The 18,767-nt window shown below is 69.1% G+C and carries 13 protein-coding genes; 8 read left to right on the forward strand and 5 right to left on the reverse strand.

What is annotated here, in order from left to right; genetic code table 11:
• The first annotated feature begins 11 nt into the window (after positions 1-11).
• The 3 genes from ACIA76_RS09490 to ACIA76_RS09500 are packed head-to-tail and all read left to right on the forward strand — an operon-like array spanning position 12 to position 3,235.
• Complete coding sequence (locus tag ACIA76_RS09490; protein WP_397150392.1) at positions 12-713, forward strand: enoyl-CoA hydratase-related protein; 702 nt, start codon at positions 12-14, stop codon at positions 711-713.
• A 45-nt stretch (positions 714-758) separates the two neighbouring features.
• On the forward strand, positions 759-2,018 hold the full coding sequence (locus ACIA76_RS09495; protein ID WP_397150394.1) for a M20 family metallopeptidase: 1,260 nt from the start codon (positions 759-761) through the stop codon (positions 2,016-2,018).
• Positions 2,019-2,068: 50 nt separating this feature from the next.
• A complete protein-coding gene (locus tag ACIA76_RS09500; protein WP_397150712.1) occupies positions 2,069-3,235 on the forward strand; it encodes a M20 family metallopeptidase in 1,167 nt (388 codons plus the stop codon).
• A 43-nt stretch (positions 3,236-3,278) separates the two neighbouring features.
• On the opposite strand, the gene ACIA76_RS09505 is transcribed toward ACIA76_RS09500, so the two are convergent.
• Positions 3,279-3,761 (reverse strand): gamma-glutamylcyclotransferase, encoded by a 483-nt coding sequence (locus tag ACIA76_RS09505; RefSeq protein ID WP_397150396.1) that lies wholly within the window; start codon positions 3,759-3,761, stop codon positions 3,279-3,281.
• Between the two features lie 203 nt (positions 3,762-3,964).
• On the opposite strand from ACIA76_RS09505, the gene ACIA76_RS09510 reads away from it, so the two are divergent.
• The 4 genes from ACIA76_RS09510 (at position 3,965) to ACIA76_RS09525 (ending at position 9,323) form a co-directional block, all read left to right on the forward strand.
• Positions 3,965-5,371, forward strand: a complete 1,407-nt coding sequence (locus tag ACIA76_RS09510; RefSeq protein ID WP_397150398.1) for an NAD(P)H-quinone dehydrogenase — start codon at positions 3,965-3,967, stop codon at positions 5,369-5,371.
• 330 nt (positions 5,372-5,701) lie between these two features.
• Positions 5,702-6,889, forward strand: a complete 1,188-nt coding sequence (locus tag ACIA76_RS09515; RefSeq protein WP_397150400.1) for a hypothetical protein — start codon at positions 5,702-5,704, stop codon at positions 6,887-6,889.
• 71 nt (positions 6,890-6,960) lie between these two features.
• Positions 6,961-8,049, forward strand: a complete 1,089-nt coding sequence (locus ACIA76_RS09520; protein ID WP_397150402.1) for a hypothetical protein — start codon at positions 6,961-6,963, stop codon at positions 8,047-8,049.
• 86 nt (positions 8,050-8,135) lie between these two features.
• On the forward strand, positions 8,136-9,323 hold the full coding sequence (locus ACIA76_RS09525; RefSeq protein WP_397150404.1) for a PLP-dependent aminotransferase family protein: 1,188 nt from the start codon (positions 8,136-8,138) through the stop codon (positions 9,321-9,323).
• Here the strand turns inward: ACIA76_RS09525 and glpK are convergent.
• Entirely contained in the window at positions 9,302-10,804 is a 1,503-nt protein-coding gene (gene glpK / locus ACIA76_RS09530) for a glycerol kinase GlpK (protein ID WP_397150406.1), read from the reverse strand. The two genes, ACIA76_RS09525 and glpK, sit on opposite strands and share 22 nt — an antisense overlap.
• Positions 10,805-11,009: 205 nt before the next feature.
• Here glpK and glpD point away from each other — a divergent pair, with 205 nt between their 5' ends.
• Positions 11,010-12,764, forward strand: a complete 1,755-nt coding sequence (gene glpD / locus ACIA76_RS09535) for a glycerol-3-phosphate dehydrogenase (RefSeq protein WP_397150408.1) — start codon at positions 11,010-11,012, stop codon at positions 12,762-12,764.
• Between the two features lie 15 nt (positions 12,765-12,779).
• On the opposite strand, the gene ACIA76_RS09540 is transcribed toward glpD, so the two are convergent.
• From ACIA76_RS09540 to ACIA76_RS09550, 3 genes are all read right to left on the reverse strand, one after another.
• On the reverse strand, positions 12,780-12,953 hold the full coding sequence (locus ACIA76_RS09540; protein WP_397150410.1) for a hypothetical protein: 174 nt from the start codon (positions 12,951-12,953) through the stop codon (positions 12,780-12,782).
• 124 nt (positions 12,954-13,077) lie between these two features.
• The gene (locus tag ACIA76_RS09545) at positions 13,078-13,842 is read right to left on the reverse strand and encodes a DNA-formamidopyrimidine glycosylase family protein (RefSeq protein WP_397150412.1); all 765 of its coding nucleotides are present in this window, start codon (positions 13,840-13,842) and stop codon (positions 13,078-13,080) included.
• 15 nt (positions 13,843-13,857) lie between these two features.
• Positions 13,858-18,519, reverse strand: coding sequence for an ATP-dependent helicase (locus ACIA76_RS09550; RefSeq protein WP_397150414.1), 4,662 nt, complete (start codon positions 18,517-18,519; stop codon positions 13,858-13,860).
• Between the last annotated feature and the right edge of the window lie 248 nt (positions 18,520-18,767).

Genomic DNA, 18,767 nt, shown 5'->3' on the forward strand with positions numbered 1-18,767 from the left:
ATCCTCAGCGCATGCCGTATTTGGAACGTGACGGGGACGTGTTCGTGCTCTATCTGGGCAACGAAGGGCAAACCGATAACGAGAACCGCTTCCACCCGGATTGGATCGACGCCTTCCACGGGCTGCTCGACCAGGTCGAGGCCTCCGAAGGCCCCGCGGCTCTGGTCACCGTGGCGACGGGCAAGTTCTACAGCAACGGTCTGGACACCGACTGGCTGTTCGCGAACTTCGACCGCAACTGCTGGTATCTGGATCGGGTGCATTCGCTCTACACCCGGCTGCTGACCTTCCCGATGCCGACGGTCGCCGCCGTCAACGGGCACGCCTTCGGCGCGGGCGCGATGCTGGCAACCTCGCACGACTTCCGCGTGATGCGCGCCGACCGCGGTTTCTGGTGCCTGCCCGAGGTGCATCTGGGCATGCCGTTCACGGTCGCGATGAACGCGTTGGTTACCGAGCGGCTCACCAATCAGGTGGCGGTGGAGGCCATGACCACCGGCCGTCGCTACGCCGCCGACGACGCCATCGCGGCCGGAATCGTCGATGACAAGGCCGAGGCGGATCAGGTGCTCGCGGCGGCGATCGCGCGCGCGGCCGCCCTGACCGGAAACCGCAAGCCGAATCTGCCGGTGATCAAGCGGGCCCTGCACGGGCGCGCCCTGGCGGGTCTCGCGGTCGAAACCACGCCGGAGAACCTGAAGTTCGCGCCCTGATAACCCGATAGGCGGCGCGGCGGCCGCAGTGCAACACTGTGTGCCATGCCACGCAGCGGCGATGATCGGATATCGGAACAGTCGGATGCGCGGGCGGATGTCGTTGCGCCCGCGGACACCGCGGTGGTCGCTGCCGTCGACGCCGTCATCGGCAGGGCCACCGGCGAACTGATCGCGCTGTCGCATGCCATCCACGCCGAGCCCGAATTGGCCTTCGCCGAAACTCGCAGCGTGGCAAAGACTCTCGCGCCACTACGGGCCCGGGGCTTCGAAATCCAAGCGCCCGTGGCCGATCTGGACACCGCCTTCGTCGCGAGTTACGGCAGCGGCGAGCTGGTGGTGGGAATCTGCGCGGAGTACGACGCGTTACCCGAGATCGGGCATGCCTGTGGGCACAACATCATCGCCGCCTCGGCGGTGGGCGCCGCTCTGGGCCTGGCCGAGGTGGCCGATGTGTGCGGAATCACGATCAAGGTTTTCGGCACGCCGGCCGAGGAGAGCGGCGGCGGCAAGGTGCTGATGCTCGAGCGCGGCGTGTTCGACGGCGTGGCGATGGCGATGATGGTTCATCCGGGTCCCCACGACATCGTCCGCGCCCGCTCGCTCGCCCTGGCCGATCTGTCGATCGCCTACCGTGGCCGCGAGGCACATGCCAGCGCCGCACCCGAGCAGGGCCGCAACGCCGGGGACGCGATGACCGTCGCGCAAGTTGCTCTTGGATTGCTGCGCCAACATCTCCGCCCCGGACAGCAACTGCACGGTATAGTCGCCTCGGGCGGCACAGCCCCCAATATCGTGCCCGGACATGCGGAACTGCTGTATTACCTACGCGCAGGCGACTCCGCATCCCTCGACGACCTGATGCGACGGGCATCGGCCTGTTTCGAGGCGGGTGCGCTGGCGACCGGATGCACCCACGAAATCCGGACGCTTGCGCCCACATATACCGAGCTCACGCCCGATCCGGGACTACTGTGGGCTTATCGCGAGCAGATCGTCGGAATGGGCCGTGTGCCGCTCGCGCCGGAATTGGAAGCGGTGCGGCCGCTCGGGAGCACCGATATGGGCAATGTCACCAATGTGATTCCGGGCATCCATCCGGTTATCGGTATCGATGCCGGGGGTGCGGTGACGCATCAGCCGGATTTCGCGGCGGCGTGCGTGACGTCGTCGGCGGATCTGGCCGTGACCGATGGTGCTACGGCTTTGGCGCGTACCGCGATACAGATAGCGGGCGATGAATTCCACAGGGCCAGGTTGTTGGAGCGGAGCATTCAGCGACAGGAGCAGGAGGAGATTCGGTGAGCACAAGCGGGGGTTCCGCCGCGGGCGTGGCGGACCCAGAGGAGGCATCGATCGTCGATACCGGCCGTCAGGTCGTCGACGCGTGGTTGAACGAGCATTCGGAGGATCTGATCGGGTGGCGGCGGCATATCCACGCCAATCCGGAGCTGTCCCGCACCGAATTCGCCACGACCGAATTCCTCGAGAGCTGGCTGGTCAAGGCCGGTCTCGAACCGCAGAAGTTGCCCACCGGAGCCGGCCTCATCTGTGATATCGGGCCCGATGGCCCGCGCATCGGCCTGCGCGCCGATATGGACGCGCTGCCGCTGCAGGAGTACACCGGTCTGCCGTTCGCCTCGGCCGCACCGGGCGTGTCGCACGCCTGCGGGCACGATGCGCATACCGCGGTGCTGCTGGGCACGGCCCTGGCGCTGGCCGAGGTGCCCGAGCTGCCGGTCGGGGTGCGGCTGGTGTTCCAGCACGCCGAGGAGGTCATGCCCGGCGGCGCCATCGATATGGTCGCGGCCGGTGCGATGGAAGGCGTGTCGCGGATGTTCGCGCTGCACTGCGATCCTCGTCTCGAGGTCGGGCGTGTCGGGGTGCGTGTCGGGGCCATCACCTCGGCCGCCGACACCGTCGAGCTGGTGCTGGATTCGCCCGGCGGCCACACCTCGCGGCCGCATCTGACCAGCGATCTGGTCTACGCGATCGGCACGGTCATCACGGGGCTGCCCGGCATGCTGAGCCGGCGCATCGACCCGCGGACCAGCACGGTCATGGTCTGGGGTGCGGTGTCGGCGGGTAAGGCGCCCAACGCGATTCCGCAGACCGGCATGCTGACCGGCACCGTGCGCACCGGCGATCACGCCACCTGGTCGCTGCTCGAGCCGATGGTCCGCGAGATCGTCGACGGGCTGCTCGCGCCGACCGGCGTGCGCTACCAGCTGAACTACAAGCGCGGCGTGCCGCCGGTGGTCAACGAGGACCAGGCCACCCGGATGTTCGAGAACGCCATCCGCACCCTGGGCCCCGACGCGCTCACCGACACCCCGCAGTCCGGCGGCGGCGAGGACTTCTCCTGGTATCTGCAGGAGGTGCCGGGCGCGATGGCGCGCCTCGGCGTGTGGTCGGGCACCGGGCCCCAACTGGATCTGCACCAGCCGACCTTCGATATCGACGAGCGGGCGCTGCGGGTCGGCGTGCGGGTGATGACGAATCTGGTGCTGCAGCCCAGCTGACCTCATGGTCCTTACCGTCGGCCGCGAGGCCGACGGTAAGGAACTACATCGAACCGAAGGTCCCCGGCCCCACGTTGCGGCTGTTGCGGGTGCGCAGGGAATGGGTGTATTCGCCTGGGGCCCCGGCCTTCTCGGCCGCATCGGCGATCACGCCGAGATAGCGCGCGGAGGGTAGGCCGCCCTCGTAGGCGTCCAGGACGTAGAGCCAGGCCAGCACCGGGTCGCTGCCGGTGCCCGGGGTCACGGTGACGCGGAGCCGGATCTTCTTGTGGATGCCGAAGTCCGAGCCCTCCCACCGGTCCAGGCTCATCTCGTCCTCGGGCGAGACGTCGTACAGGACGACGAATACGCGCTCACCGGGTTCCTCGACCACCGTGGCCAACGGGCCCTCCCAGCCGATGTCGTCGCCGGCAAAGGTCAGGCGCCAACCTTCCAGCCAGCCGGTTCCGTACACGGGCGAGTGCGGACAGCGCTTGAGCATCTGCTCGGGATCCATATTGGACCCGTAGGCGGCGTATATCGGCACTCAGCAAGGGTATCGAATAGGTGGGCCATACATCCCCATCCCACCGAGATGGCTTCGTCACCGGGGCGGCCCGGTGTTGCCGGGAGCTGCCCGGCGGGCGCCGGGACTCGTCGGTGATGCGGTCGTTCGCCGCCGGAACAGGACCGATAACGTAAAAGGGGTACCGGAGATCCCGGTTGCACAGCTCTACAGCGGAGGAACATATGACCCGCATTGCGATCATCGGGGGCGGCCCCGCCGGCTACGAAGCGGCGTTGGTGGCGTCCCAGCACGGAGCGACGGTCACGGTGATCGATCGCGACGGCATCGGTGGCGCGTGCGTGCTGTGGGACTGTGTGCCGTCCAAGACCTTCATCGCCTCCACCGGCGTGCGCACCGATCTGCGCCGCGCGCGCGACCTCGGCGTCACGCTGCATCCCGCGCAGGCGAAGGTGCGCCTGTCCGAGGTCAATTCCCGGGTGAAGATGCTGGCGCAGGCGCAATCCTCCGATATCCGTTCCAAGCTGCAGGCCGCCGGGGTCACCATCCTCAACGGCCACGGCAAGCTGATCGACCAGATTCCGGGCCTGGCCACACATCTGGTGCGGGCGACGCTGATCGACGGCGGCGAGCGGGTGCTCGAGGCCGATGTGGTGCTGATCGCCACCGGCGCCAATCCGCGTGTGCTGCCCGGCGCCGAGCCCGATGGTGAGCGAATCCTGAACTGGCGCCAGCTCTATGACCTCAAGGAGCTGCCGGAGACCCTGGTGGTGGTCGGATCCGGTGTCACGGGCGCCGAATTCGTCTCGGCCTATACCGAGATGGGCGTCAAGGTGAAGGTGGTGTCCAGCCGCGACCGCATCATGCCCGGCGAGGACGCCGACGCCGCCCTGGTGCTCGAGGACGCCCTGACCGAGCGCGGTGTGGAACTGGTCAAGCAGGCCCGCGCCGATGCGGTCGAGCGCACGGCCGATGGCGGCATCGTGGTGCGGCTGTCCGACGGCCGCGAGGTGACCGGCTCACATGTGCTGATGACGGTCGGCTCGACGCCCAACACCCAGGATCTCGGCCTGGAGCGCATCGGGATCCAGCTCGACAAGAGCGGTTATCTGCGCGTCGACCGCGTATCGCGGACCCCCGTGCCGGGCATCTACGCGGCCGGTGACTGTACCGGCGTGCTGCCGCTGGCCTCGGTGGCCGCCATGCAGGGCCGCATCGCGATGTATCACGCGCTGGGTGAGGGCGTGGTGCCGATTCGTCTCAAGACCGTCGCGTCGGCGGTGTTCACCCGGCCCGAGATCGCGACCGTCGGTGTGAGTCAGACCTCCATCGATAACGGCGAGGTGCCCGCGCGCACGGTCATGCTGCCGCTGAACACCAATCCGCGGGCCAAGATGTCTGGCCTGCGCCGCGGCTTCGTGAAGATCTTCTGCCGCCCCGCCACCGGTGTGGTGATCGGCGGCGTCGTGGTCGCGCCCATCGCGTCGGAGTTGATCCTGCCGATCGCGATGGCGGTGCAGAACAATCTGACGGTCAACGATCTCGCACAGACGTTTTCGGTGTACCCGTCGCTGTCCGGTTCGATCACCGAGGCGGCCCGGCAGCTGATGCGCCACGACGACCTGGGCTGATGCCGCCCAGGGTATTGGGGGCTTGACCGTACGAGTACCTCTGTGACAGTTGCTATTTACGTCCGTGTTGCCTGAATGTTGTTCGTATGGTTCACTTCCCGCAGAGATGCGTGTGATGGTCGGGTTGTAGATTTCACGTGTGCGGGGGCTGCGTCATTCCCTTGCCGGAAATCCGCGAACGGCCTTCAGGGCCGCGAGCAGGGTGGCGACCGGCATCCGATGAGGACAACAGGGAGAGCGACCGATCTCGGTTTCCGAGATGACGGCCGCACTCGGGAAAGGGATTGACGAAAAGTGAAACATCGTAAGCCTAATCGGGTGCAGCGAGCGATGGCCACGACATCGTTGCCTCTGGCCACAGCAGCCGCCTTCGCGACCATTCTGTCCGGACCGGCCAACGCGGCTCCCGGAGATCAGGCACCGGTTCCCACCACTCCGGCATCGCCTCAGGACAACGCGGCCCCGCAGGATCAGAACGCCCCGCAGCAGAACAGCCCGCAGCAGAACAACCAGCCGGGCAATCCGCCGCAGAACACTCAGCCGGGTAATCCGCAGCAGCAGGGCAACTCTCAGCAGGGCAATGCCCCGCAGAGCAACCCGCAGCAGGGCGGCAATTGCACGCCCACTCCGAGTGCTCCGTGCACGCCACCGGCGCCGGGACAGCAGACCGCCCCGCAGCAGCCGGGCGTGACGACCCCGCAGCAGCCGGGTGTCACGACCCCGCAGCAGCCGGGCGTGACCACGCCGCAGCAGCCGGGTACCACCAACCCGAACGGCCCGCAGATGGCCGGTCCGCAGCAGCCGGGTGTCACCAACCCGCGTGTCGCGCCGCTGCCGGTGCCGGGTCAACCCAATCCGGGCACCGCGCCGCAGGCGATGCCGGATCAGAATAATCCGGGTGCGCAGCAGGATCTGAAGCCGGGTCAGCAGCCGCAGGACCAGAGCATGGTGACGCCCACCCGGCCGCAGCAGCCGCAGCAACAGGGCGGCGGCAACAGCGACAACCTGACCGGCAACCAGGGCACTCAGCAACAGCAGCAGCGGTGGAACTCGCCGAGCCTGCAGCAGGCCCCCGCCGCGCCGGTCGTCGCGATGACCGGTCCGCATACCGAGGTCGGCGCCAACCTCGACGGCGGTGCGGTGCTGCCGGGCTTCGTGGCCAACACCCACCACTTCAGCAACCTCGACGGCTACGTCGGCACCATCGGCTACAACACGCCGACCGGTTCGGGTGACGCCGGTGCGGCGCTGGAGTTCGTGGAGCCCAACAAGATCAAGCTCACCTACTACACGCACGCCACCGACCGCGAGGATTCGAAGTCGGAGGCCTATATCGACACCACCCAGGCCAATGCGGCCAAGGCGGCCGTCGAGGGCTGGATCCGGCAGCAGCCCGGTGGGGCCGCGGCGCTGGATGCGGCCGCCCGAATTGGTAGGCTTCCGGAGGGCGAGATCGCACCGGCGACGGTGAATGTCGCTGGCGTCAACACTCAGTGGGGTGGAGACGTTCAGTACTGACACAGGCTGAGCAGTAACGCGTGGGGCGGTCGCTGACCGCCCCACGCGTGTGTCATGGGGAAGGACGGGTGATGGGCTCCGCGGACGAGGCGAAGCGTGACGAATCCGAGCGGCCGGATCCGGAGGTACAGGATCAGGCCGGGTCGGCATTCGGGCCGCCCGTGTCCGAATTCGGCCCGCCGGTAACGGGTTTCGGGCCGCCGCTGAACGATTTCGGCCCGCCGACGAGCGCGGGTCCGGTCGGATGGACGCCGGCGGACGCCCCGGAGCGTCCGACTCTCGGCTGGCAACCCGCCGATGCGCCGCCCGCGCCGCAGCCGCCGGCGCCGCAGCCGCCGCAGTATCGGGCGCCGGATTCGAGCACGCCCCTGCCGCCGTCGCCCGCTCCCGAGCAGCGACGTCCCCCCGGCCGCCCGTCCGATACCGCGGCCGAGGATCGCATCCCGGAGTCGGAGGCCTGGTGGCAGTCCACGCAGTCGGGCTATCCACCCACCCCGCCCAAGCAGAGCCAGGCCGCGGCGCGACCGTCGACCGGCTCGGGATCGACCGGATCCCTGTGGGACGACGACGAATTGGCGCGGAAGCTGGTCGCCTCCCGTCCCACTCCGGCCGAGCCGGAGGCCCCGGAACGGGCCGAGCGCGGCCGCGGGCCGATCATCATCGGCGCGGTCGCCGCGCTCGCGGTGATCGTCGCGGTGGTGCTGGTGATCGTCTTCGTCAGCCGGGGGCACGGTAAGGACGAGACCGTCGTACAGGGCCCGCCCGCATCCAACACCGCGACCTCGGCGATGAACTGCCCGGCCGGCAGTACGGGGAACGTCACCACCGGTAATGGTGTGGGCGATACCGACAGCGGGGCCGGGGCGATTCTCGGCTTCCAACACGCCTTCTACGTCGATCGCAACGGTGCGAAGGTGCGGACCTTCGTCGCACCGGATACCGATCGCGTCCCGGCGGCCGACGACATCCAGCACGCGATCGATGCGAACATCCCGCAGGGCACCCGCTTCTGCCTGCGCATCGAACAGCTGGCATCGGATCGGTACACCACCGAGCTGACCGAGTTCCGCCCCGACGGCGGCAAGACGCTGTACCGGCAGCTGGTGACCACGGTGAATCAGGGCGGGAAGAACCTGGTCTGGGGCATCGTCAGCATTTGATCTGTCTCAGATTCTGGGATATTGATTTCAGATTCTGGTGAGGCTATGCGACATTGGGCTTATCACCCGGCCTTCGGAGGTGCCCCATGTCGCCGATCCATCCACCGCTGTCCCGTCGCCTGGACGGCCTGCGCAGCTCGGCGATTCGCGACCTGCTGAAGCTGACCGCGCGACCGGACATCATCGGCCTGGCGGGCGGGCTGCCCGATGAACAGCTCATGCCGCGCGACCGGATCGCGCTGGCCGCCGAATCGGCGCTGGCCGATCGCGCCCGCCTGCAGTACACCGAATCGGCGGGCTGGCGGCCGCTGCGCGAGGTACTGGCGGCGCGCGAATCGGCGCGGCTCGGTCGCGCGGTGCCGCTCGAGGAAGTCTTCGTCACCCACGGCTCACAGCAGGCGCTGTCGCTGCTGGCCGAGGTGCTCCTGGATCCGGGCGCGCTGGTGGTGGTCGAGGATCCGGCGTATGTCGGTGCGCTGCAGGTGTTCCGGGCCGCGCAGGCGCGCATCGTGGCGGTTCCGCTGGACGGCGAGGGCATGCGGATCGATGCGCTCACCGAACTGCTCGCGCGCGGTGAACGCCCCGCCGTGGTCCATACCGTCAGCAACTTCCACAATCCGCGCGGGGTGACCCTGAGTCCGGCCCGCCGCCGCGAGCTCGCGAATCTGGCCGAGCGGCACGGCTTCTGGGTGATCGAGGACGATCCCTACGGTGAGCTGTGGTTCGACCGGCCTTCGCCGGAACCCGTCGCGACCTACTCCGCCACCGTGATTCGGCTCTCCAGTGCCTCGAAGATCCTGGCGCCGAGCCTGCGTGCGGGCTGGATGATCGCGCCGGAGGACGTGTGCCGGGCCGTCGAACTGCTGAAGCAGGGCGCCGATCTGTGCGGTTCGGCGCTGACCCAGCAGATCACCGCCGAACTCCTCGCCGATACGGAATGGCTTGCGGCACATGTGGACAAGGTTCGCCGCGCCTACGGTGAGCGGGCGCAGGCCCTGGTCGGTGCGCTGCGCGATCGCCTCGGTGATCGGATCGTGAGCACCGAGGCCGCCGGCGGGATGTTCGTCTGGGTCGACTTCCTCGACGGCACCGATACCGCGGACCTGTTGCCTCGGGCCATCGACCACGGCGTGGCCTACGTCCCGGGCTCCGCCTTCGCGGTGTCCGGTGCGTACACCGATTCGATGCGCCTGTGCTTCACCACGTCCGAGGCCGCGACGCTGCACGAGGCGGTCGAACGTCTGGCGTGTGCCTACTGGTCCACCCAGTCGTAGGTGCGCTCGACGGCCTTGTTCCACTCGGTGTAGAGCTGTTCGCGCTCCGGCTCCGACATCGTCGGCTGCCAGGTCTTGTCCTCGGCCCAGTTGGCGCGGATCTCGTCGGTGCCCGACCAGAAGCCGACGGCCAGGCCCGCGGCATAGGCCGCGCCGAGCGCGGTGGTCTCGGTGACGATCGGCCGGACCACGGGGACGTCGAGGATATCGGACTGGAACTGCATGAGCAGCTCGTTGCTGACCATGCCGCCGTCCACCTTGAGAGTGGTCAGCTCGAGATCCAGCTTCTCCGATTCGGCATCCGCGCGCATCGCATCGGCGACCTCGCGGGTCTGAAATGCGGTGGCCTCCAACACCGCTCGCGCGATATGGCCCTTGTTGACGAAGCGGGTGAGCCCGGCGATCACGCCGCGCGCATCGGGCCGCCAGCGCGGTGCGAACAGACCCGAGAACGCCGGGACGACGTAGGCGCCGCCGTTGTCCTCGACCGAGCGGGCCAGCTCCTCGATCTCGTCGGCGGAGGAGATGATCCCGAGGTTGTCGCGCAGCCATTGCACCAGCGAGCCGGTCACCGCGATCGAGCCCTCCAGGGCGTACACCGCGTCCTGATCGCCGATGCGGTAGCAGACGGTGGTGAGCAGGCCGTGCTTGCTCAGCACCGGTGTGGTGCCGGTGTTGAGCAACATGAAGTTGCCTGTGCCGTAGGTGTTCTTGGCCTCGCCGGGCTTCAGGCAGGCCTGGCCGAAGGTGGCGGCCTGCTGATCGCCGAGGATGCCCGCGACCGGCACCCCGGCCAGCGGTCCCGACGAGACCTCCGCGTACACCTCCGAGGAGCTGCGGATCTGCGGCAATACCGATGCGGGAATGCCGAATTCGTCGCAGATCCGCGAATCCCACTGCAGCGTACGCAGATCCATCAGCATCGTGCGCGAGGCGTTGGTGACGTCGGTGATGTGCTCGCCGGTCAGATTCCACAGGATCCAGCTGTCGATGGTCCCGAAGCACAGCTCACCCGCCTCGGCGCGCTCGCGCGCACCGTCGACGTTGTCCAGGATCCAGCGCAGCTTGGGTCCGGCGAAGTAAGTGCTCAGGGGCAGTCCGGTGCGTTCGGCGTAGCGGTTGGGACCCTCCGACCCGGCCAGCTTCCGGCACAGCTCGGCGGTCCGGGTGTCCTGCCAGACGATGGCGTTGTACACCGGTGTGCCGGTCGCGCGATCCCACACCACCGTCGTCTCGCGCTGATTGGTGACCCCGACCGCGGCGATATCCTCGGTGGTCAGCCCGTTCTGCTCGAGGACCTCCTCGATCACCGATTCGGTATTGCGCCAAATGGTTTCGGGATCGTGCTCGACCCAGCCGCGGCGCGGGAACAGCTGCTCGTGCTCGCGCTGGGCGACGCCGACGACGCGGCCGGAATGGTCGAAGACGATGCACCGGCTCGAGGTCGTGCCCTGATCGATGGCGGCCACATAGCGTCGCATTCGTGCAGGTTACTAAACGGCACCGGTGCGGCGCACGACATCGCCGCCCAGATTCGCGTGGACTAGTGTCGGTCTCGATTACTCTCGGGTAACGGGCGGTGGCGACGGTATCGCCCGGCCCGTACCCGAGCAGTCAGGACGGGAGCTTTCACCGACGAGGCGGGGTTCGCGCCGCAGGTAGCGGGCGCCGCGGAGGAGTGAGGCGATGACGAAGACATCGGAACCGCGAGCGCAGTCCTCCGGCGACCTGGGCCCCGAGCAGCGTGCGGCGGCGTGGGAACGGCTGGGTAAGGACCACTTCGACGTGGTGGTGATCGGCGGCGGCGTGGTCGGGGCCGGGATCGCGCTGGACGCGGCCACCCGCGGGCTGGAGGTAGCCCTGGTGGAGGCGCGCGACCTCGCCTCGGGCACATCGAGCCGATCGTCGAAGATGTTCCACGGCGGCCTGCGTTACCTCGAGCAGCTGGAGTTCGGGCTGGTGCAGGAGGCGCTGCGCGAGCGCGAGCTGAGCCTGACCTCGCTGGCGCCGCATCTGGTGCAGCCGTTGCGTTTTCTGTACCCGCTGACTCATCGGGCGTGGGAAAGGCCTTATGTCGCAGCGGGTTTGTTCCTCTACGACACCATGGGCGGTAAGAAATCCGTTCCGGGACAGCATCATCTGACGCGCTCGGGAGCGCTGCGGCTGTTTCCGGGGCTGCGCCGCGACGCCCTGATCGGCGGACTCACCTACTACGACACCGTCGTCGACGATGCTCGGCACACCATGACCCTGGCGCGCACCGCGGCTCACTATGGTGCGGTGGTGCGCACCTCGACCCAGGTCGTCGGATTCCTGCGCGAGGCCGACCGGGTGGTCGGGGTGAAGGTGCGCGACAGCGAGGACGGCCGCACCACCGAGGTGCGTGGTCATGCGGTGATCAATGCGACCGGCGTGTGGACCGACGAGATCCAGGCGCTGTCGCAGCTGCGCGGCCGCTTCCACGTGCGGGCCTCCAAGGGCGTGCATATCGTGGTGCCGCGCGACCGCATCGCCAGCGATACCGGTCTGATCCTGCGCACGGCGACCTCGGTGCTGTTCGTCATCCCGTGGAAGAGCAACAACCACTGGCTGATCGGCACCACCGACACCGACTGGAATCTCGATCTCGCCCATCCCGCGGCGACCAAGGCCGATATCGACTATCTGCTCGACCAGGTGAACCGGGTGCTGGTCACCCCGCTCACCCACGACGATATCCAGGGTGTGTACGCGGGCCTGCGGCCGCTGCTGGCGGGGGAGAGCGACGAGACGTCGAAGCTGTCGCGCGAACATGCCGTCGCGCGGATCGCACCGGGCCTGGTGGCCATCGCGGGCGGTAAGTACACCACCTATCGGGTGATGGCCTATGACGCGGTCGATGCCGCCGCGCCCGATATTCCGCAGCGGGTATCGCCGTCGATCACCGAGAAGGTGCCGCTGCTGGGCGCCGACGGCTACTTCGCGCTGCTCAACCAGACCCAACATCTGGCGCAGACCTACGGCGTGCACCCGTACCGGATCGAGCATCTGCTCAATCGCTACGGTTCGATGGTGACCGACGTGCTCGATCTGGCCGCGGGCAAACCCGATCTGCTGGAACCGATTACGGATGCGCCGAGCTATCTGAAGGCGGAGGCGGTCTACGCCGCGGTGGCCGAGGGCGCGCTGCATCTCGACGACATCCTGGCCCGGCGCACCCGCATCTCCATCGAGTACTCCCATCGCGGGGTCGCCTGCGCCGAGGAGGTCGCGCGCCTGGTGGCGCCGGTGCTCGGCTGGAAGGAGGCGGAGATCAAGCGTGAGGTGGACACCTACAACGCCCGCGTCGACGCCGAGATTCGCTCGCAGACCCAGCCGGACGATATCTCGGCCGACGCCCTGCGCGCGGCCGCCCCGGAGCCGCGCCCGGAGATCCTCGAACCGGTGCCGATCGAACGCTGAGCGCCGCGGTCGGTGTCAGCGCGGAGCGACGACCGCGGTGGGTTGCACGCTCTGCGGGGACGGCCCGGCCGGATTCTGATGCAGCAGCAGATACGCGAAGACCAGGGTGGCCGCGATCGAGGCGACCGCGATGAACACCTGAACGGCAATGTCGAAGGTGCGGCGCCGAGCCGTCATCACCGTCGTCATCTGCCTGCTCCTAGGTCGTTCACCGGGGTCGTCGACGGATGTGTCGCGATAGGACTACCGAGCGTTAGCAATTGAGCGGCAAATTACACCGGCAGAACTCGTCGACCGCGATGACGCGCCGGATTCAGTCGGGCACGGGTTGGCAACGAGGGCAGAAGTAGATCCCGCGCTCGGCGCGCTCGACCTCGTCGTCGGCGAGCAGATGGACGACCATGCCGTGGCCGCAGCGGCGGCAGGGCTGACGCTGACGGCCGTAGGCCAGGGCGCGCCACGGCGGATGCCGCGCGGCCTTGGTGAGGACCGCGTGGGCCTCATCGACGAGACCCGCGAGATCGGCGACGCGCCCGACCGGAGTCGCCGGATGCACGCGCCGCAGAAAGCAGATCTCGCTGCGGTAGATATTGCCGATACCGGCCAGATTCCGCTGATCGAGCAGCGCCAGCCCGATCGGACGATCGGGTCGCTCGCGCAGCCGCCGCACGGCCTCGTCCGGATCCCAGTTCGGTCCGAGCAGATCGGGTCCGAGGTGTTCGATCGCGGTGTGCTCGTCGTCGCGGCGCAGGACCTCCACCAGGCCCAGGGAAAACCCCACGGCCTCGGCCTCTTCGGTGGCCAGGACGAGCCGCGCGGTGAAGGCGGGTTTGGTCCATTTCTGGCCGGGTCGATAGACCCGCCACACACCTTCCATCTTCAGATGCGTGTGAATGCTCACGGCCGCGGTGCGTACGAACAGATGTTTCCCATAGCTGCCCACGCTCTCCACCACCTGCCCGCGCAGATCCAGCGTGGCATAGCGGGGCACGCGAAAGTCGCTGCGGGTCAGGGCCTTTCCGTCGAGTGCGCCACGCAGGCGGGCCGCCGCGAGGAAGACGGTGTCACCCTCGGGCACGACGGCCTGCCGGTGTCACGGCTTGCTCCGCAGGCGGAACCCGCGCGGGGTCGGGGCGAAACCGGCCTCGGCGAGGAAGGTGGCGAAGGTGTTGCCGTGGACGGATTCTCCGTCGACGCGGTCGATGACCAGGGAGTCGACGCGGCGGGTGTGGACCAGGGCGGCCAGGGCGGCCGCGGCCCGGGTGCGGGCCTCGGCGTCCTCGGTGAAGGTGAGCAGGGTTTTGCCGCCGCGTTCCAGATACAGGGTGAGCTCCCCGTCGACGAGGACCGCCAGGGCGCCCGCCTTGCGGCCCGGCCGGTGCCCCTCGGCGGCGGCCTTGGGCCAGGGCAGGGCCGCGCCGTATGGGTTGGCCGGATCGCAGGCCGCGAGCGCGAGCGCGTGCGGCGGTGTCTTTTCGGGGCGTTCGGTGTCGTAGGAGCGCAGCCGGTCCACCACATCGGTGGTGGAGAACTGCGCGCCGCCCAGCGAATCCACGAAGTACCCGCGCCGACAGCGCCCGCGATCCTCGAACTCGGTGAGCACCCGGTACATCAGCGCGAATCCGCCCGGCACGCCCTCGCTCTGGACCGCCCCGCGGGTGAGCACCCCATACCGGTCCAGCAGCACATCGGCCGTGGCATGCGCCCGAATCGTATTGTCCGCCACCCGTTCCGGCAGCAGTGACCAGCGCCCCGCCACCGTCGGCGGCCCACCCCGCGTCGGCATGGTCGCCCGCGGCAGATAGACCCGCCCGCGCGGCGTCCGCCGTGGCGTGCGATGTGCGGGAGTGCTCCGAGCGGCCCCCGACAGCAGCGCCCGCACGGGAGCGAAGGTGTCCCCGGAGACATGACCCGCCCACACCAACTCCCACAGCGCACCCGCCACCGCCGCATCATCGAGCAACCCCGTGGCATCCGACAGTTGCCGGAAGAAGTAGGCCCCACCCATGGTCGGCACCACGTGCACTCGACCGCGGTCGGTGACAGTGGTGTTCGCCGCTCCTTGTCGCGAATCATCCTGTGGCCCGGACGTTTTCGCTTGCACACTGGTTTGCCTTGTCGCCCCGGGCAATTCGGGGGTAGACCGCGAATCCTGCGGGATCAGCGTTGCGCCGAGGGCGAGCAGCAGTCGGGTCTGGATTTCGGTGAGGTCGATATCGTCCGGCGGCGGCAGAGTGAGGCCGATCTGATCGGCGGGGTGCAGGGCTATCCAGCCGTCCTTGGCGGTGATCGAGCCGTGGCCGGACCAGACGACCTCGCCGGTGGCCATGAGTTCGTCGAGCATGGCGGGGGAGTAGTCGCGGACGCGGGCGGGGAGTACCAGCGATTCCCAGGCCGAGGCTGGGATCGGTACGCCCGCAAGCTGTTCCACGACCGCGGCCACCCCGTCCACGCCGCGCAGCTCGCCGGTGTCGACATGCTGCCAGGCGGGCAGGAAACGGGCCAGGGCCGCGGTGGGGACGGGCTCGACCTCCTTGCGCGCCGCGGCCAGCGAACGGCGGCGCAGGCGGCGCAGGATCTCGCTGTCGCACCATTCGGCGCCCGCCGCGCCAGGCGTGAATTCGCCCTCTACGACGCGCTTTTCGGCGGCCAGGCGGTGTAGTGCGGTGGCGGCCACGGCCGTGCCGATCCCGAACCGCCGGGCCACCGCGTCGAGGGTGAACGGGCCGTGGGTGCGGGCGTAACGGCCGACCAGATCGCCCAGCGGATCGGCCACGGGTTCGATGAATGCCGCCGGCGTGCCGATCGGCAGTGGCACCCCGAGCGCGTCGCGCAGCCGCGCGGCATCCTCCACGGCCACCCACCAGCGCGCACCGGCGAACGAAACATCCAGGGCGCGACGGGATTTCGACAGTTCCTCGAACCAGGGCCCCGGATCGCCGGTGCAACGCAGCGCGGCCTCGGCCGGGGTGAGCGGACCGAGCAGCCGCAGCAGATCGGCCAGCCCTTCCAGATCGCGGGCCAGCCGTTCTGGGGTGAGCCGCTGCACTTCGCGCTCGGTCTGCTCGAGGACTGCCGCATCGAGCAGTTCCCGCAGCTCCACCCGGCCGAGCAATTCGGCCAGCAGGCCGGAATCCAGCGATAGCGCGGCCGCGCGGCGCTCGGCCAGCGGGCTGTCGCCCTCGTACATGAACTGCCCGATGTAGTCGAACAGCAGCGCGTTCGCGAACGGGGAGGGCGTGGCCGTCTCGACGGCCACCAGCCGCAGCCTGCGCCGCGCGACATCGCCCAGCAGCCCCCGCAACGCGGGCAGATCGTAGACATCCTGCAGACATTCCCGCACGGTCTCGAGCAGGATCGGAAAGTCGGGGAACTTCCGTGCGACATCGAGCAATTGGGCCGCCCGCTGCCGCTGCTGCCACAGCGGCGCCCGCCGGCCCGGATCGCGTCGCGGCAGCAGCAGGGCCCGGGCCGCACATTCGCGGAACCGCGAGGCGAACAGTGCCGAGGCGCCGACCTGTTCGGTCACGACGTCGTCGATCTCCTCGGCGTCGAAGACGAAAAGCTCGGCTCCCGGCGGATCGTCGGTGGTATCGGGCAGCCGGACCACGATGCCGTCGTCCGCGGCGGTTGGGGCGGCGTCCACCCCGAACCGTTCGCGCAGCCGTGCCCCGACCGCGAGCGCCCACGGCGCGTGCACGGGCAGCCCGTACGGCGAATGCAGCACCAGCCGCCAGTCGCCGAGCTCATCGCGGAACCGCTCCACCAGCAGCGTCCGATCGGTCGGCAGCTGGCCGGTGGCCTGCTGTTGATCCCGCAGCAGCGCGACCAGATTCGCCGTCGCGAAATCGTCCAGCCCGGCCGCGTGGACGAGCCGTTCGAGCTCGCCGAGCCGAGCGGTCGCCGAGCCCTCCACCGCGTGGCCCGCCGTGCGGACGAATTCGCCCAGGGCCGCGCCCAATTCGGCCGGACGGCCCAGGGAATCGCCGTGCCAGAACGGCAGCCGGCCGGGGAGGCCGAAGGCGGGGGAGACGAGCACCCGATCGTGAGTGATCTCCTCGATGCGCCAGCTGGTGGCACCGAGGGCGAAGACGTCGCCGACCCGGGACTCGTAGACCATCTCCTCGTCGAGTTCGCCGACGCGCGAGGCCTTTTCGCCGACCATGAACACCGGGAACAGACCGCGATCGGGTATCGCGCCGCCGGAGGTGACGGCCAGCCGTTGCGCGCCCGGGCGGCCGGTCAGGGTGCCCGCGTCGCGATCCCAGACCACTCGCGGGCGCAGTTCGGCGAATTCGTCGGACGGATAGCGGCCCGCGAGCAGATCCAGTACCGACTCGTAGGCCGAACGCGGCAGCGTGGCATAGCTTCCGGTGCCGCGCACGGTATCGAACCAGGCGTCCACGTCGACGGGTTCGAGCGCGCAGGCCGCGACGGTCTGCTGGGCGAGGATATCCAGTGGATGCGCCGGGATGCTCAGCCGCTCGATCTGCCCGGCCGTCATCCGCATCGACGCCACCGCGCAGTGGATGACATCGGTGCGATGTTTGGGGAAGATCACCCCGCGCGAGATCTCGCCCACCTGATGTCCGGCCCGCCCGACCCGCTGCAGGCCGCTGGCCACCGATGGCGGCGCCTCCACCTGGACCACCAGATCGACAGCGCCCATATCGATTCCGAGTTCCAGGCTGCTGGTCGCGACCACACAGCGCAGTCGCCCACTCTTGAGATCGTCCTCGATCAGCGCGCGCTGCTCCTTGCTCACCGAGCCGTGATGGGCGCGGGCGAGCAACTGTTCGGCGCCGTGGGTCACGTCGGTGGACGGGCCGAGCAGGGCGGGCGGGCGGTGCTCGGTCTCGATCGGCTCGCCCAGGCGGGCGGCGTAGGCCTCGTTCAGCCGTGCCGTCAGCCGCTCGGCCAGGCGGCGCGAATTCGCGAAGACGATCGAGGAGCGATGTGCCAGCACCAGATCGATGATCGCGGCGTCCACATGCGGCCAGATCGAGCCGGGTTGATCGTCGGAGTCGCCGGGTTCGGTCATATCGGCGACCGGAACCCGCACCGACAGGTCGAAGGTCTTGGGTGCGGGCGGGGCGACGATGGTGATCGGGGCCGGGCCTACGAGGAATCGACCCACCTCCTCGGGCGGCCGCACCGTCGCCGACAGCCCGATCCGCTGGGCCGGGCGCTCGGTCAGCAGATCCAGACGGGCCAGCGAAAGAGCCAGGTGGGCGCCGCGTTTGGAGCCCGCGATGGCATGCACCTCGTCGACGATCACCGTCCGCACCTCGCTCAGCGTCTCGCGCGCCGCGGAGGTCAGCATGAGGAACAGCGATTCGGGCGTGGTGATGAGGATGTCGGGCGGGGTGCGTTGCATGGATCGCCGCGCGGCCGCGCTGGTATCGCCGGAGCGCACCCCGACGGTGATCTCGGGCGCGGCGAGGCCCAGCCGCTTGGCCGTCTGGGTGACTCCGACCAGCGGGGCTCGCAGATTGCGCTCCACGTCCACGGCCAGCGCCTTGAGCGGGGAGATGTAGAGCACCGAGGTGCGCCGCGGCCCGTCGACCGGTTCCCGGGTGGCCAGCCGATCAATGGCCCACAGAAACGCCGACAGCGTCTTACCCGATCCCGTCGGCGCGACAACCAGCGTGTGGTCACCGGCGGATATGGCCTGCCACGCACCCAATTGAGCGGCCGTCGGCGCGGGAAAGGCACCGTCGAACCACTCCTGTGTCGGGCGAGAGAACCGGTCCATGCGAACAGTCTGCCCGGGGGCCCCGACAAAAACGGTCGGGGCACTGGGGGCGGGGCAGTAGAGCGGGCGCTTGGATGGGACAGTCGGGCGGGGCGATTGGGTGGGCCACTCCGGCGCGGCGATTGCGGGAACGGTATGAATTCGCCAACCTGAAAGGTTTGCGGCGCGGGGGGGGGGGGGGGGGGGGGGGGGGCCCGCCCCCCCCCCACCGTCCAGAACCGGGGGCGGCGCCCCCGCACCCCCGCGCG

The organism is Nocardia sp. NPDC051570, from assembly GCF_044454005.1.
In the GTDB taxonomy this organism is placed as follows: Bacteria; Actinomycetota; Actinomycetes; order Mycobacteriales; family Mycobacteriaceae; genus Nocardia.